The organism is Streptomyces sp. NPDC012769 (assembly GCF_042901205.1).
Lineage (GTDB): Bacteria > Actinomycetota > Actinomycetes > Streptomycetales > Streptomycetaceae > Streptomyces.
Genome location: NZ_JBIBCP010000002.1, coordinates 777190 through 791109, shown reverse-complemented (window position 1 = coordinate 791109; position 13920 = coordinate 777190). Strand labels below are relative to the sequence as shown.

Below are 13920 nucleotides of genomic sequence, written 5' to 3'. Positions count from 1 at the left end.
CCCCCTCAGTCTCTCGGCAGGCCGAGCAGGCGCTCGGCGACGACATTGAGCTGGACTTGCGTGGTGCCGCCCGCGATCGTCAGGCAGCGCGACATCAGCAGTCCGTGCACGGCCCGCTCCCCGACGCCCTCGGCCACCGCGCCCGCCGGGCCCAGGAGTTCGAGGGCGAGTTCGGCGACCTTCTGCTGGTGGACGGTCTGGACGAGCTTGCGGACGCTCGCGCCCGCGCCGGGTTCGAGGCCGGAGACCTGGAGGAGGGTGGTGCGCAGGTCGATGCAGGCGAGTGCGTGCGCCTCGGCGAGGAGGGCGCCGACCCGGGCGCGTACGTGGCTGTCCGTTTCGCTCGCCGCCTTGATGAGCGCTTCGAGTCCGGTGTCGAAGGCGACCTGGTCGGCCATGTGGACGCGCTCGTTGCCGAGGGTGTTGCGGGCGACCCGCCAGCCGTCGTTCAGCTCGCCGACGACGGCGTCGGCGGGGAGGACGGCGTCGTCGAACCACACCTCGTTGAAGAGGGACTCCCCGGTGATCTCCTTGAGCGGGCGGATGTCGATGCCCGGGGTGTTCTTCATGTCGACGACGAAGTAGGTGAGACCCCGGTGCCGGGGCGCGCCGGGGTCGGTGCGGGCGAGGAGGATGCCGTAGTCGGCCTGCTGAGCGGAGCTCGTCCACACCTTCTGCCCGTTGATCCGCCAGCCGGTGCCGTCCTCCGTCCGCTCGGCGCGGGTGCGCAGGGAGGCGAGGTCGGAACCGGCCTCGGGCTCGGAGAAGAGCTGGCACCACTGCTGTTCGCCGCGCAGGGTGGGGCCGAGGTGGCGCTGCTGCTGTTCCGGCGTCCCGTACGCGATCAGGGAGGGGATGACCCAAGTGGCGACGGACAGGGGGCTGAGGGTGATGCCGGCCGCCTCCATCTCCCTTTGTACGGCGAGCTGTCGTACGGGGCCGGCGCCGAGACCGTACGGCTCCGGGAGGTGCGGGGCAGCGTAGCCGGTGCCGGCGAGGGCGCGGCGGGCGGCGCGCGGATCGAGTCCGGCGGCGGGGGCGAGGGCGGTGCGGGCGGCGGTACGGAACGGCTCGGCCTCCGCCGGGAGTTCGAGGCGCAGTTCGCGTCGGGTGCCGCCGGAAGCAAGGCGGACGGCGGCGAGGCGGTGGGTGTCGCCGGGGCCGAGGAGCTGGCGGGCGACGAGGGCGCGGCGCAGGTGGAGGTGGGCGTCGTGCTCCCAGGTGAAGCCGATGCCGCCGAGGATCTGGATGCAGTCCTTCGCGACGGTGTACGCGGCGTCGAGCGCGGTCGCGGCGGCGAGGGCGGCGGTCAGGGACCGTACGGCGGGCTCCGTGCCGCGCGCTGCGCGGGCGGCGTCCCAGGTGAGCGCGCGGGCTTGTTCGAGGCGGACCAGCATGTCGGCGCAGAGGTGCTTGACGCCCTGGAACTGTCCGATGGGCCGGCCGAACTGTACGCGGGTGCGGGCGTGTTCGGCGGCGGTGTCGAGGGCGCGGGCCGCGGTGCCGCAGGCGTCGGCGGCGAAGAGGACGGCGGCGAGGTCGCGGACGAGGGCCGTGTCGACGGAGGCGAGGGTGCGGCTCGCGGGGACGTGGACGCCGTGGGCGGTGACCTCGGCGGTCGGGCGGGTCGGGTCGGCGCTCTCGTGCGAGCGTACGCCGAGGGTGTCGGGGTCGACGGCGAGCCAGACGGTCCCGTCGGCGGTGGCGGCCGCGAGGACGAGGAGGTCGGCGGCGGCGCCGAGGACGGGCGGGGCGGTGCCGTCGAGCACGTACCCGCCGTCGGCGCGGACGGCGGTCAGCGCGCCCGCGCCGAGCGCCACGGCGCCGATCCGCTCCCCGGCCGCGAGCGCGGCGGCGTCCTCATCTCGCCCTGCCCGGTGCAGCAGCTCGGCGGCGAGCACGGTCGGCAGGTACGGCCCGGGCAGCAGGGCCCGCGCGGCCTCCTCCAGGACGACGGCGAGATCGACGAGGTCCCCGCCCCCACCGCCGCACGCCTCGGGCAGATGGACGCCGGTGAGCCCTTGCGCGACAACCCCTTCCCAATAGCCGGGCCGCGCGGCGGCGAGCCCGGGGGCGTCGAGGTGCTTGCGCACGTCTTCGGGCGGTACGGCGCGGGTGAGCCAGCGACGGACGGACCGGGCGAGCTCCCGCTGTTCGTGCGTGATGGCGATGCCCATGACACGGCAGACTAGAACACGTTTCAATCTGACGGAAGGTCAGATGCGGAGGGAATCCGCGCGGCGGAAGAGCCACCCGACGGCCGTGGCCGGCGCCCGGGGACGGCGTCCCCGGGCGCCGGTAAAGTAGGGGCCTTCGGTCGGCGGGAGCCGGCTGGAGTCCCCTGAAGGCCGTATCCGCCATGACGAACCTCGACGAAGGTGCCGCGCCCACACCCGCGCCCGCGCCCACACCCGCATCCGCCGCCGCGCGGGTCCGGCTCGACCGTGCTCTGGAGGGTGTGGGCGTCACCTTTCGCGGGATGACCGCACGCGAGGACGAGACGCAGTGCGCGTGCCACTGGGGCAGCGCGCAGGAGCTCGCGCGGCTGAAGGTGCCGGACGTCGTGCTCAGCCCGGGGCTCCTGCGGCGCACGTGGAGTGCGCCCGACTGGGGCGACCACGGCGCGGTGCTGCGCCGCGTGCTGCCCCAGTGGGCCAGGGCGCTGGTCGACGGCGGTGAGTCCGTGCGCGGCCTGGACGAGGCGGGGCGCTCGCTGGCCCGCGGTGGGTGGCGGCGGTGGCCGGTGGAGCAGGCCGCGGCGGTGGGAGAGTTCCTCGACGCCTGGTGGGCGTGGAGCCTCGTCACCCCCGACCCCGGCGTGCCCGTGCACGAGCTCCTCGTCCTGTGCTGCGAAGCCTCCGGCACGCTCGGCCCGTGGCTCGCCGTCTGGGAGTCGCTGGACGAGGACGCGGCCGACCGGCACCTGGCGTCGGCCCTCGCGCACTGGCAGTTCGACCTGCTGCGGGACGAACTGCCCTGGGAACCGTGGGACCGCGACGCGGTAGCCCTCCGCACCGAGCTCGCCGCCTGGCTGGTCCGTCACGCCCCCGCGCGGCTTCGCACCCGGGACGGCCACGAGGAACTCCTCCACGTCATACGCCTCATGGGCCTGACCGGCCCAGCCCGCTGGGACGACCCGCACTGGCCCACCAAGGCCTGACCCCACCGCCGCCCGCACGCCGGGTTCGCCACCGGCGTTGTCAGTGGGGCCTGTCACGATGCGGAGCGGAGACCGTGAGCAGCGGACGGTACGGAGCAGAGAGAGCGAGCACGCCATGGGCACCTGGGACATCGGCCCCTTCGACAACGACACGGCCGCCGACTTCTCGTACACGGTCGACGAGGCCCCGGCGGAGCGGCGGGCTGAGGTGCTCCTTGCCGCGTTCCGCGCGGTGACGGAGACCGGCGCCGACTACCTCGACGCCGACCTGGGGGCGGAGGCGGTCGCCGCGGCGGCGCTGGTGGCCGCGCAGTGCCCGGGCGGGGAGCCGGTCACGACCGCGTACGGCCCGGACGAGCCCCTCCCCGCCCTGCCGCCGTCCCTGCGCCCGGCGGCCATAGCCGCCCTCGACCGGGTGCTCGGCAAGGATTCCGAGCTCCTGGAGCTGTGGTCCGAGGGCGGCGAGGCGGGCCCGTGGCAGGCGGGTGTGGAGCGCCTGCGGGCGGTGCTGGCGGGCGGTGCGGGCACGGACGCCGGGGGTGCCGGGGCCGGTGCCGGGGCCCCGGTAGGGGTTACGGGGCCGTGAGGTCAGTAGCCGATGGCCTCGCGCAGGAGTAGCACGGTGCCGCGCCCGGGGCGGGGTTCCGCGTTGAGGATGAGCAGGCGGTTGACGGCGCTGGGCATCCCGTAGACGGCCTGGGCGCGGACGGTCTCCAGCGGGAGGGCGTGTTCCTCGACGCGGCGCAGCGCCGTGCTCAGGTCGGGCACCACCTTCTGCGCGCCGACGACCCAGACCGCGTGGGCGGCGCCGCCCGCGTTGGCGGGGAGCTGGCTGCCGCTGCCCGAGGCGAGGACGAGCGAGCCGGTCTCGGTGACCGCGGCGACGCTGTTGACGACGACGTCGGGGCAGGCGACCAGCCGGCGGATCTCGTCGGCGCCGGTGGCGCGGTCGATGCCCAGGATGCGCGGCCTGATGGCCTCGTAGCGGCCACCGGCGTTGATGTCCTCGTCGATGCCGGACAGCCGGAGGGTCTCGCTGGCTCCGGTGAGCACGGTGGCGCCCTCGGGTATGAGTTCCTCGACGCGGGCGCGCGCCGCCGCGGCGTCGTCGAGGATCTCGGCGGCGAAGCCGTTGGCGCGCAGCGCGGCGGCCACCCGCTTCAGGCGTCCGGCCGATGCCGGTTCGGTGAAGGACGCGGCCGGGGCCGGGGCGGCCGCGGCGTCTACCTGGTCGGTCCCGGAGTCCCGCGCCGTGCGGGGCGCCGTGCCCGCCAGCGGCGAGGTGTCGAGGTACCTGACCTCGTACACCCGCTCGGCGAACTTCCAGCCCTCGTCGGTGCGCTGGTAACGGTCGTGGTAGACGGCGTAGTTCAGGCCCTCGCGCCCGTCGAGGGTGCGCGCGAGTTCCTGGACGTAGGCGCGGCCGGTCGCGGTGTCGCCGTCGAGGAGGATCGTGCCCGGGTGCGTGTTCTGCACGAAGAAGTCCCACTGGCTCTGCAGTCGCTCGCCCCCGGCGAGGATCTCCTCGCGGCCGATCTGTTCGACGGGGATGTCGGGCATGCGCAGGACGCCGTCCGGCGTGAACAGCGACGCCAGGCGGGGCCGGTCGCGCATCATCACCGCGTCGGTGAACTCGCCGCGCAGTGCCTCGATCTCGACGCGGTCCGCGGTGGCCTGGAAATCGTTCATCGAAGTCCCCTCTCCGTCCTGTCGTCGCCCGTACGGGCCGACAACCGTTACGACACCGCGGGGCCGCGAAATGTGAGGCGGCAGGCCGGTGAAGGGAAGATCGCCGCATCCCCGGCCACGTCACCGGTCCGGTGCCACGGGGAGCGTGGCCGCCTCCTTCCAGGCGGTCAGTTGCGCCGTGTCGACGGGCTTCATCGGGCCCTGGTAGAGCTGTGCGTGGCCGTCCTTCGCGGGGTCCGCCCAGGCGTGGGTGGCGAAGAGGTAGGTGGTGCCGTCCGCCAGTCGCTCGGCAGTGCCCTCGTCGAGGCCGTAGGTGACGCGGACCGTCCCGCGCAGGTTGCCCCGCAGGACGGAGGCGACCTCGACCCGGTAGACGTCCTGCGTCCAGCCCTCGATGTCGCGTTGGCCCTCGAAGGCGGTCACGCGCCCGGTGAAGATGTTCTCGGTGTGCGGGGCGGTGCTCGCGGGCGCGTGCGCGTCGTAGCCGCGCAGGACCTCCCCCGAGGCGACCTGCCGCTCCCTGTGCTGGTAGCCGAGCCAGCCGCCCACGGCCAGCGCTCCGGCGGTCACGGCCCCCACGGCCAGGGCGAGCGACTTGCTGCTCATGTTCATCCCCACAGTGCGTGATACGCCTTGACGTCGTCGGAGGTCGGCCCGTTGATCCGCTTGCCCTCGATGTGGCCGTACTCCGCCCACATCACCGAGGGGTACGTCCCGGTCCCGTAGTCCTTGTGGCAGAAGCCGAGCGCGTGGCCCAGCTCGTGGGCGGCGACCCGTCTGCGGTGCTCGTCCCTGCCCAGCGACTTCCCGGGGTCCAGGTAGGCCCTGTTCAGCCAGAGGTGGTCGGTTCCGGTGTTCGGGTCCCACCGCCCGTAGACGTTCTTCCACTGGCCGGTGGAGTTGTCGGCGTCCCGCCACTCCAGATCGGCGTAGCTCGTCGCCCCGTCGGCCTTGATCGTCACCTGCTTGAGCGTGCCCGCCGTCCAGACCTTGACGGCGTGCCTGCGCGCGTCGTCGAAGCGTGAGGCGTCGTCCCAGGCGAGCTCGGTGCCGTCCACGGAGGAGCGGCCTCGCGAGTCGGACTGGCCTCCCTCGCACTGGTGCGGCCTGGCGGCGGCGGGGGCCGCCCGCGCGGGGGCCGGGGTCGGGACCGCCAGCAGTACGACGGCCGCCGAGGCGACCGCCCACCCCAAGGTGTTCGTCCTCATAGTCACCGGACGATAGCGTTCCGTCACCACGCCCCGCCGGGTTCGCGCCGCTCGCGGCGAGTGCCCGCCACCGCCCCAGGCCCCCGCGCGCCCCCTCACCTCCCCCGCGCGCCGTTCACGCCCGCGCTCAGGGGCCGTAGGCGAGATCCGTGCCGCCGCAGGCCTTGATCATCCAGGACAGCGAACCACTGCCGAACGGCCAGCCGTCGGTGGCCACCTGAACCCAGCCGCCGTCTCCCGACTCATCGGTTCCCGCGTCCCACCACCACCAGCTGCGATCCTCACCGGCCCCTTCCTCCGTCGGGTCGAAGCAGTGCAGCCAGTCCGACAGCATCCACGGCCCCGCGCCGACGACCGGCGGCTCGGGCTCGGGCTCCCCGGGCTCGGGCGCGCACCGCTGGACGAAGCACTCCGGCAGCAGCCGCGGCCACCGCTCGAACGGGGGCCAGTCGCCCGTCCGCTCGACCACCCGCGTCAGCACCGTACGGGCGTCGGCGACGACCCGGTCGGGGTCCTTGGCGGTGAACCGGACCCGTACGAGAAACGGCTGCTGCCGGTCGTCCTCGGCCGTCGGTCCGGACCGAAGACGCCGCAGCTCACCCTCCATGATCTCCACGGCGGAGAGTGTGCACCACCACCGGACCGCTAGCCGCCGCGCGCCTGCGTGAGGAGGCGGCGGAGCCAGCGGGTCCGGGCGTCGCGGGCGTCCTGGGTGACGGCGGCGTGGCGGGCGAGGCCGTCGAAGCCGTGGCAGGCACCGGCCCACACGTGCAGTTCGGCCTGGCCGCCCGCCCGCCAGATGCCGTTCGCGTACGCCACGCCCTCGTCGCGGAACATCTCCGCCGACCCGACCTCCACGTACGCCGGAGGCAGCCCGGCCAGATCCGTGGCGCGGGCCGGGGCCGCGTACGGCGGCAGGTCCGGCGAACGGCGCAGCTCGCCGTGGTACGCCTGCCACGCCGTCTCGTACGAGACGAGGTCCGACACGTCGACGCCCGACATCTGCCGGGCGGAGAAGGTGTCGCACCCGTCGTCCAGCATCGGCGACAGCAGCAACTGCCCCAGCACGCCCGGTCCCCCGCGGTCCCGTGCGAGCAGCGCCAGGGCCGCGGCGAGCCCGCCGCCCGCGCTCTTGCCGCCGATGACGATACGGCCGGGGTCCACGCCCAGTTCGGCCGCGTGCCCGGCCGCCCAGGCAAGGCCCGCGTAACAGTCCTCCAACGGCTCCGGGTAGCGCGCCTCGGGCGCCAGCCGGTACTCCACGGACAGCACCGCGAACCCCAGCGGCCGGGCCCACTCCCGCAGCACGGTCGGCAGGACGGAGCGGGCGTTGCCCATCGTCATCGCGCCGCCGTGCATGTAATAGAGCAGCGGCAACGGCCCGTCGAGCCCGGCCGGCCGCGCGCTCACCAGCGTCACGTCCGGCCCGCCGGGCGGCCCCGGCACCCGCAGTTCCTCCACCGCGTACGCGCCGCCCGCGCTCAGCTCCTCGACGGTCGGCCTCGGCCGGCTCGCCGCGTCCCGCTCCCGCCGGGCGGCCAGGTTCTCCGGCGTGATCGGCTCCCGCCACTTGCCGTCCACGGCGTCGACCACCGCGCCGACCTCCGGATCGAACGGCGTCGGCCCGCTCACCCGGCCGCCCGCCGCGCGAGCCACGCCCGCCGCGCGAGGACCACGGCCACCGCCGTCGCCACGACCGTCGTGACCGCGAGGCCGAGCAGGGTCGGATTGATCCATGACGGAACCGCCTCCATGCCGTCGCACACCAGACTGACGGGCAGCGCGTCCGAGGAGTCCGGATAGACCTTCCGCCCCACCGTGAACCAGCACGTGTCCTCGGCGAAGAGGAACGGCATGTACCGCAGCAGCGCGTGCGCGTGGACCACCCCGCCCGCGAGCAGGGCGAACCCCGCGACCCACGCGGCCCACTTGGCGGGCGACGGCGCCGTACGCGTCGGGCGCGGCCCGTCACCCCTGCGCCGCCGCACCCACTCGGCGACCGCGATCCCCGCCCACGCCGACAGCACCACGGCGAGGACCAGCATCCCTAGGAGCGCCATGACCGGAGGACGCCCTTCTTGGCGGGCGCCTCGCCGGGCGGGGTCTCGTCCTCGTGCTCCAGTTCAGCGACGGAGATGCGGACGTGCTGTGTGTCCGTGTGGACTCGCTTGTAGACGTCGTTCCAGGCCGAGTGGCTGACCTCCACGAGCCAGCTCGTCTCCGACGTCCGGAACACCCGCCGGCCGTACGCCTGGGGCTCCCGTGCGTCGTTGCCCCGCAGGTCACACCGGCGAGCGAGCTCGGCCGCCTGCTCGACGGCCGCTTCCCTGCCGCCGTCCACCGGAACCGTACGGGCCAGCTTCCACCGGTCTCCGGCCCATTCGGTGCACTCCACCAGGACCCACCATCCCCCGCCGCCGCTCACGTCAGCGCAACTGCCCTTCGGCAGCGGCCGTCACGAACGCCGTGAAGGCCGCCGGGGAGGCGAGGAAGTGGGGGCCGGTGGGGTTCTTGGAGTCGCGTACGGCGACGTGAGCGGCGAGGTCGGCGACCTCGACGCACTGCCCGCCGGTGTCGCTGCTGTACGAGGACTTACGCCAAGCGGCGGTGCCGACCGGTGCGCACTCGACGCAGTCGCCGCCGTTAGGGCCGCTGTAGGAGGACTTACGCCACCTCAGGCCCTGGTTGGTGTCCATACCGCTCCTCCATCACGCGTGCGATCAGCGCCGCCGAGTCCTCCCGGGAGAGAGCCGCGGCCTGCAGCCGAGCGTAGCCGACGGCCCGTTCCCTGATCACTTGCGAATTGGCGGTCATGTGCCCCGAGTCGTAGCTCTCCGTGTAGAGGATGTCCGGGTCGTCTTCGAAGCGCAGAAGATTGAACGATCCCAACAACCCGGCATGTTGGCCTGCCGAGAATGGCAGCACCTGGACGTGGATCCACGGGTGATCGCGGAAGGTCAACAGGTGTGCGAGTTGCTCTCGCATCACGTCGGGACCGCCGATCTCCCGGTACAGCACCGCCTCGTCCAGGACCACGCACAGCACGGGTGGGTGCTCGCGCTCCAGGATGCGCTGGCGCTCCATCCGAGCTGCCACCATCTCGTCAGCCGTGTCCGGCTTGTCGAAGCTCAGCAGCGCGTAGGCGTACTCCTTCGTCTGGAGCAGGCCGTAGACGAGTTGCGACTGGTACGTCGAGATGTAGGTCGCCTTCGCCTCCATCTCCGCGTACGGCTGGAACCACGTCGGCAGCTGGCTCTTCAGCACCAGCCCCACCAGCCGCGAGAAGTGCCCGTCCGTCATCAGCGCCGCGTCCAGCCGCTCCGAGAACGGTCTCGTGGGGACCTTCTTCGCCGTCTCGATCTGGCCGACAAGCGAGCCCGTACAGAAGAGGATCGAGCCCAACTGGTCCTGCTTGAGCCCCGCCTCCTCCCTCAACCGGCGTAATTCGTAACCGTAGTAGTCCAGCGGCGAGGCACTGGGGTCGAGGCTGCGGATGTTGACCACCGAGAGGGCCACCCCCAAAGTCACACTTTCACGCGTTGGTTCCGTGCAGTAGCCGAGCGTAACGGGAGCGCTCCAATCTGGAGGCATGAATCAGGCAACTGACCTCTACCCGGCAGAACTTGGCACGATCTACCGGATGGGCTTCACCGTGGGTGAGCACTCCGCCGGTCACATGCGTCGCATCCTCCGCATGTTCCTCTCCCGTTGGGCGCTCGACCATGCGTACGACGCCTCCGCGCTCGCGCTCACCGAGCTCGTCGCGAACGTCGTCCGGCATGTCCCGGGCCGGCGGTGCACCGTGCTGATCCTGCGCGAGCCGCACGGGCTGCGGGTGGAGGTGGCGGACGGGGTGCCGGGGGCGCTCGCCGCGAAGGTGCCGGAGCCGCTCGCCGAGGGCGGGAGGGGACTGGCGCTAGTGGAGGCCGTGACGGACCGGTGGGGGTGCGAGGAGACGGCCGACGGGAAGACGGTGTGGTTCGAGTGCGACGCATAGGGCACGATGGGCGCCCACGACCGCGTACCCGCCAGTAGGAGCCCGACATGTCCGCCCCCGCCTCCGAGTCCGCCCCCGCGATCACCCCCGAGCCCGGTCCCGAGATCCTCGCCGCCTTCGAGGCGGCGAAGGGCTTCATGCCGGTCAAGGAAGGGCTCGCGCTGTACGAGGCGGCCGCCGAGGCGGCGAAGCTGGGGCTGCCGCTCCTGGAGGTCGGCACGTACTGCGGGCGCTCGACGATCCTGCTGGCGGACGTGGCGCGGCAGGCGGGGACGGTCGCGGTGACCGTGGACCACCACCGGGGCAGCGAGGAGCAGCAGCCGGGGTGGGAGTACCACGACCCGACCGTCGTCGACCCGGAGGTCGGCGTCATGGACACGCTGCCGACCTTCCGCCGGACGCTGCGGAAGGCCGGCCTGGAGGACCACGCCATCGCGGTCGTCGGCCGCTCCCCGCAGGTGGCGCGGGTCTGGTCGGGTGCGCTGGGCTTCGTGTTCGTCGACGGCGGGCACACCGACGAGCACGCGACCGCCGACTACGAGGGCTGGGCCCCCAAGGTCGCCCCCGGGGGCCTGCTGGTCATCCACGACGTCTTCCCGAACCCGGAGGACGGCGGGCAGGCCCCGTACCGCGTCTATCTGCGGGCGCTGGAGTCGGGCGACTTCGAGGAGATCTCGGTCACGGACTCCCTCCGGGTCCTGCGCCGCGGCTGATGGTGCGGGTCACGCCGGCGAAGACCGTGGTGGCGAGGATCCAGCCGGCGACGACGAGGGCGTAGGACAGGGTCTGGTACCAGCCCTCGGGGGCGAAGGCCCCCTCCTGGCCGAAGGAGATCACCGGCAGCAGCAGGTCGAGGGTGAAGAACACCGGGTCGAACTCCGGGGCCTCGTCCGCCTTCAGCGGGCGCGGGTGGTGCAGTCCGTAGACGACCGAGCCGACGGCGAGCAGGGACAGCAGCCAGACGCAGGCGAGCAGCGGGCGGAAGCCGTAGCCGACCGTGACCTCCTGGAGGTGGCCCCAGACGCGGCCGGGCCAGGGCAGGGTGCGGCGGTGGCGGCGGAGTTTGGCGAGCTGGACGGCGCGGGCGGCCTCGTCGTCACCGGTGCGGAGGTAGGCGGCGGTCAGCTGCTCGTAGCCGTGGGTGAGATAGCCCTCGCCGTCCCGGTCCAGCATGGGCAGGCGGCGCTCGGCCGGCTCGTGCGGGGTGAGGGTGGCGTAGACGAGGCCGTTGAGCAGCACCTCGTCGGGCAGCACGTCCGGTTCGAGGAACAGGACGTCGATCTGGGCCCGGCGCAGGTTGAGGGTGCCCTCCATGGGCGGGCTCTTGCGGAGCCAGAGTTCGCCGACGACGGCGCTGGAGGCGCGCAGCGCCATGTCGCCGGGGCTGGACAGCTCGGCGTACGACAGGTCGAGCCGGCCGGGGACGCGGGCGCCGCGCAGTCCGATCCAGCCCTGGACGTGCGCGGACCGCATGTGGAAGTCGGCGCCGACGGTGACGGTCTGGGCGTCGAGGGCGACGTGGCCGGGGCGGGTGAGCCGGGCGCGGTCGAGGGTGATCGATCCGGCGACCGAGGCGCCGCTGAGCCGCACTTCGCCGTCGACCCGCATGTCGGGTGCCCAGAGGTTGTCGCCGATGGTGGCGTGGCCCAGGCGGAGCGCGGGCCACTTCTCGGTGTACTCCGGATCCGGGGTGATCCGGCAGCCGTCCATGAACAGCGCGCCGTCGATCCGTGCGCCGCCGAGCCGGACGAGGCCGTGGAAGCGGCAGCCGCTCAGGTACACCATGCCCTCGACCTGGACGGTGGCGGCGGCCAGGCCCGGCAGGACGGAACCGTCGAGTTTGAGCGTGCGGAGCCGGGCTGCGTACAGCACAGGTGCCTGCTCGAAGTGGCAGTCGCTCAGGCGTAAAGCGTGGTCGATGACTCCGTACGACAGGTCGAGCGCGCCGGTGATGCGGGCGCCGCTCAGCCGGAGCGCGGCTATCTCCCCGTCCTCCAGCGGGCCGCCCAGGAGCAGGGCTCGCAGCACCTCGGCGCGGACGGTCCGCTCCGGGCCCCAGCCGGCGCCGTCCGCGGCGTCCTCGTCCTCGGCCGTGCGGAAGTCGACGGCGGCGCCCTTGGGGAAGGCGTGCCACACCCTCAGCTCGGCGGGTGAAAGATCATTCGTGTCCACCTGCCGGGACTCTGGCGCCACCGCCGCGGACCTGTCAACTCCCTTTCCGGCCCGCCGTTCAGGAGGACAGCAGCGAGGTCACGTACAGGCAGTTCGTGTAGCTGTAGCCCGACTCGATCTTGTCCTTGCTGGCCTTCCGGACGTCCGTCGACGTGCCCGTGCCGTCCCGCTTCTGGAGGAAGTGGTACGTGCCCGGGGGCAGCATCAGGGTGCGCTTCGGGTAGGCGGACGACGAGCCGGAGCACGGCTTGTTCTTGCCGCCCACCGGCAGGATGGCCGGATAGGTCTTGCAGTTCGCGCAGGCGGGGAGGGTGATCCGGCCGGTCACCGGGCCCGTGTAGAGGAGTTCGACCTCGCCGGGGCCGTCGTTGCTGACGACCATGACCTGGCCTGAGCCGTCCGGACCGGCACCGGAGGGGACCCTGGCTCCGGCGGCGGGTTCCTCCTCGGCGATCTCGGCGGCGATGGCGACGTTCCGGGCCTGGGCGGTCTGCGGGCTGGAGGGGTAGGCCTTGACGTAGTCGTTCATCGCCGAGGCCGCCTGGTCGAACTCCTTCTTCTTGAAGTGGTCGAGGCCGCACGCGAAGTCGCCGCGCTGGATGGCCCGGTCGGTGTCCTTGCCGAGCGCCGCGAAGGTCGCGCGGGGCAGCAGGTCGACGGTGGTGTCGAAGCGGCGCAGCTCGGTGGCGGTGTCGCAGGGCGCGATCCCCATGGACTTGTCGCGGGTGCGCAGGGACTCGCGGAGCGCCGGCTCGACCTTCTGGGCGTAGGGCGACTGCGGGAAGGTGTCGAACAGGGCGTTGAGGTGCTCGCCCGCCGTGGCTTCCTGGCCCGCCTCGCCGGCCGTTCGCGTACCGCACTCGAACCAGGACTCGGCCAGCGGCTCGTCGGCCTTGCCGACGAGGTTGCCGAGGAGCGCCCGGTCGACGGTCTCGGGCAGGGCGCGCAGGTGCGTGAGGGCGGGGACGGCCTGGCAGTGGTCCTTCTTGTCGTACGGCGCGGAGACCGCCTTGTAGTAGGCCTGGAGGCGGTCCGGGACGAGCTTGCCGGCCCGGGAGCCGGCGTGCTCGGTGCCGAGCTGCTGGTAGGCGGTGAGGGCGGTGCGGTAGGTCGACTCGACGCTGGTGAAGCTCTGCCCCTGGGAGTCCTTGACGAGCTTGTCGGCGGAGGCGAGGAGGTCCAGGAGCCGCTGCTCCCTGGCCTCGTCGCGGGCCGCGCCGTACGCGAACGCGCCGCCCACGGGCACGGCGAGCAGGAGCAGCGCGACCGGGACGACGAGGGCGCGGCGGGCGGAGGCCCAGGAGGGCAGCGGGACGCGCCGGCCGCGCCGGGCGGCGTCCGCGCACGCGAGGAGCAGGAAGGCGCCGTAGGCGGCGAGGACACCGGTCGGGACGCCCTCGGGCTCGGCGGGCAGGGCGGTCAGGAGCAGGGCGGCGGTGGCCGCCCAGCACACGACGGCGCCGATCCACTGCTTGAGCAGCACGTGGCCGAGGCCGAGCCCGGAGAGGTTCAGGAGCCCGGCGGCCACGGCGTTGGGCCAGGGCTGGGGCGGGAGCGCGGGCTCGGGTGCCGGTGCGTACGCGGGCTGCGGCCCGGGCCCCGGCTGGGGCTCGGTCGACCACCCCGCGTCGTACACGGGCGGATGTGCGGGTGGGGCCGGAGGCGGGGGCGGCACGGCCCCTCGGGGCCCCTCC

Annotated in this window: 16 protein-coding genes; 4 read left to right on the top strand and 12 right to left on the bottom strand. The window is 73.4% G+C overall.

All coding sequences use genetic code 11. From position 1 onward, the window contains the following. Window positions 1-5: 5 nt before the first annotated feature. Window positions 6-2177: an acyl-CoA dehydrogenase gene (locus ACFY7C_RS12635; RefSeq protein WP_389648024.1), complete on the bottom strand. Its 2172-nt coding sequence runs from the start codon at window positions 2175-2177 to the stop codon at window positions 6-8. Between the two features lie 302 nt (window positions 2178-2479). On the opposite strand from ACFY7C_RS12635, the gene ACFY7C_RS12630 reads away from it, so the two are divergent. Both ACFY7C_RS12630 and ACFY7C_RS12625 read left to right on the top strand, forming a co-directional pair. Then, window positions 2480-3160, top strand: coding sequence for a hypothetical protein (locus ACFY7C_RS12630; RefSeq protein ID WP_389648021.1), 681 nt, complete (start codon window positions 2480-2482; stop codon window positions 3158-3160). Between the two features lie 115 nt (window positions 3161-3275). Then, the gene (locus ACFY7C_RS12625; RefSeq protein WP_389648018.1) at window positions 3276-3746 is read left to right on the top strand and encodes a DUF4259 domain-containing protein; all 471 of its coding nucleotides are present in this window, start codon (window positions 3276-3278) and stop codon (window positions 3744-3746) included. Window positions 3747-3748: 2 nt separating this feature from the next. On the opposite strand, the gene ACFY7C_RS12620 is transcribed toward ACFY7C_RS12625, so the two are convergent. From ACFY7C_RS12620 to ACFY7C_RS12580, 9 genes are all read right to left on the bottom strand, one after another. Beyond that, window positions 3749-4849, bottom strand: a complete 1101-nt coding sequence (locus ACFY7C_RS12620) for an LUD domain-containing protein (RefSeq protein WP_389648015.1) — start codon at window positions 4847-4849, stop codon at window positions 3749-3751. A gap of 120 nt (window positions 4850-4969) precedes the next feature. Continuing rightward, window positions 4970-5455 carry a hypothetical protein gene (locus ACFY7C_RS12615; RefSeq protein WP_389648012.1) on the bottom strand — a complete coding sequence of 162 codons (486 nt, stop codon included), beginning with the start codon at window positions 5453-5455 and terminating at the stop codon, window positions 4970-4972. A gap of 2 nt (window positions 5456-5457) precedes the next feature. After that, window positions 5458-6057, bottom strand: coding sequence for a matrixin family metalloprotease (locus ACFY7C_RS12610; RefSeq protein ID WP_389648009.1), 600 nt, complete (start codon window positions 6055-6057; stop codon window positions 5458-5460). Between the two features lie 127 nt (window positions 6058-6184). Next, window positions 6185-6664: a hypothetical protein gene (locus ACFY7C_RS12605; protein WP_389649479.1), complete on the bottom strand. Its 480-nt coding sequence runs from the start codon at window positions 6662-6664 to the stop codon at window positions 6185-6187. Between the two features lie 38 nt (window positions 6665-6702). Beyond that, on the bottom strand, window positions 6703-7689 hold the full coding sequence (locus ACFY7C_RS12600) for an alpha/beta hydrolase (RefSeq protein ID WP_389648006.1): 987 nt from the start codon (window positions 7687-7689) through the stop codon (window positions 6703-6705). Beyond that, entirely contained in the window at window positions 7686-8117 is a 432-nt protein-coding gene (locus ACFY7C_RS12595; protein WP_389648002.1) for a hypothetical protein, read from the bottom strand. The genes ACFY7C_RS12600 and ACFY7C_RS12595 overlap by 4 nt, the downstream gene beginning before the upstream one ends. Continuing rightward, window positions 8105-8452 (bottom strand): hypothetical protein, encoded by a 348-nt coding sequence (locus ACFY7C_RS12590; RefSeq protein ID WP_389647999.1) that lies wholly within the window; start codon window positions 8450-8452, stop codon window positions 8105-8107. The genes ACFY7C_RS12595 and ACFY7C_RS12590 overlap by 13 nt, the downstream gene beginning before the upstream one ends. A 31-nt stretch (window positions 8453-8483) precedes the next feature. Continuing rightward, window positions 8484-8753, bottom strand: coding sequence for a DUF397 domain-containing protein (locus tag ACFY7C_RS12585; protein ID WP_389647996.1), 270 nt, complete (start codon window positions 8751-8753; stop codon window positions 8484-8486). Then, on the bottom strand, window positions 8722-9561 hold the full coding sequence (locus ACFY7C_RS12580) for a helix-turn-helix domain-containing protein (RefSeq protein ID WP_389649476.1): 840 nt from the start codon (window positions 9559-9561) through the stop codon (window positions 8722-8724). Before ACFY7C_RS12580 ends, ACFY7C_RS12585 begins: the two co-directional genes overlap by 32 nt. Before the next feature lie 85 nt (window positions 9562-9646). On the opposite strand from ACFY7C_RS12580, the gene ACFY7C_RS12575 reads away from it, so the two are divergent. Together ACFY7C_RS12575 and ACFY7C_RS12570 are read left to right on the top strand one after the other, a co-directional pair. After that, the gene (locus ACFY7C_RS12575) at window positions 9647-10054 is read left to right on the top strand and encodes an ATP-binding protein (RefSeq protein ID WP_389647993.1); all 408 of its coding nucleotides are present in this window, start codon (window positions 9647-9649) and stop codon (window positions 10052-10054) included. 47 nt (window positions 10055-10101) lie between these two features. Then, complete coding sequence (locus tag ACFY7C_RS12570) at window positions 10102-10767, top strand: class I SAM-dependent methyltransferase (RefSeq protein ID WP_389647990.1); 666 nt, start codon at window positions 10102-10104, stop codon at window positions 10765-10767. On the opposite strand, the gene ACFY7C_RS12565 is transcribed toward ACFY7C_RS12570, so the two are convergent. Together ACFY7C_RS12565 and ACFY7C_RS12560 are read right to left on the bottom strand one after the other, a co-directional pair. Beyond that, window positions 10733-12226, bottom strand: coding sequence for a membrane-associated oxidoreductase (locus tag ACFY7C_RS12565; protein ID WP_389647987.1), 1494 nt, complete (start codon window positions 12224-12226; stop codon window positions 10733-10735). The two genes, ACFY7C_RS12570 and ACFY7C_RS12565, sit on opposite strands and share 35 nt — an antisense overlap. Before the next feature lie 58 nt (window positions 12227-12284). Next, window positions 12285-13862 (bottom strand): hypothetical protein, encoded by a 1578-nt coding sequence (locus ACFY7C_RS12560; RefSeq protein ID WP_389647984.1) that lies wholly within the window; start codon window positions 13860-13862, stop codon window positions 12285-12287. Window positions 13863-13920: the final 58 nt, after the last annotated feature.

Coding starts and splice junctions, on each gene's coding strand:
- ACFY7C_RS12635 (WP_389648024.1), bottom strand. CDS start 2,177: ATGGGCATCGCCATCACGCACGAACAGCGGGAGCTCGCCCGGTCCGTC.
- ACFY7C_RS12630 (WP_389648021.1), top strand. CDS start 2,480: ATGACCGCACGCGAGGACGAGACGCAGTGCGCGTGCCACTGGGGCAGC.
- ACFY7C_RS12625 (WP_389648018.1), top strand. CDS start 3,276: ATGGGCACCTGGGACATCGGCCCCTTCGACAACGACACGGCCGCCGAC.
- ACFY7C_RS12620 (WP_389648015.1), bottom strand. CDS start 4,849: ATGAACGATTTCCAGGCCACCGCGGACCGCGTCGAGATCGAGGCACTG.
- ACFY7C_RS12615 (WP_389648012.1), bottom strand. CDS start 5,455: ATGAGCAGCAAGTCGCTCGCCCTGGCCGTGGGGGCCGTGACCGCCGGA.
- ACFY7C_RS12610 (WP_389648009.1), bottom strand. CDS start 6,057: ATGAGGACGAACACCTTGGGGTGGGCGGTCGCCTCGGCGGCCGTCGTA.
- ACFY7C_RS12605 (WP_389649479.1), bottom strand. CDS start 6,664: ATGGAGGGTGAGCTGCGGCGTCTTCGGTCCGGACCGACGGCCGAGGAC.
- ACFY7C_RS12595 (WP_389648002.1), bottom strand. CDS start 8,117: ATGGCGCTCCTAGGGATGCTGGTCCTCGCCGTGGTGCTGTCGGCGTGG.
- ACFY7C_RS12585 (WP_389647996.1), bottom strand. CDS start 8,753: ATGGACACCAACCAGGGCCTGAGGTGGCGTAAGTCCTCCTACAGCGGC.
- ACFY7C_RS12575 (WP_389647993.1), top strand. CDS start 9,647: ATGAATCAGGCAACTGACCTCTACCCGGCAGAACTTGGCACGATCTAC.
- ACFY7C_RS12570 (WP_389647990.1), top strand. CDS start 10,102: ATGTCCGCCCCCGCCTCCGAGTCCGCCCCCGCGATCACCCCCGAGCCC.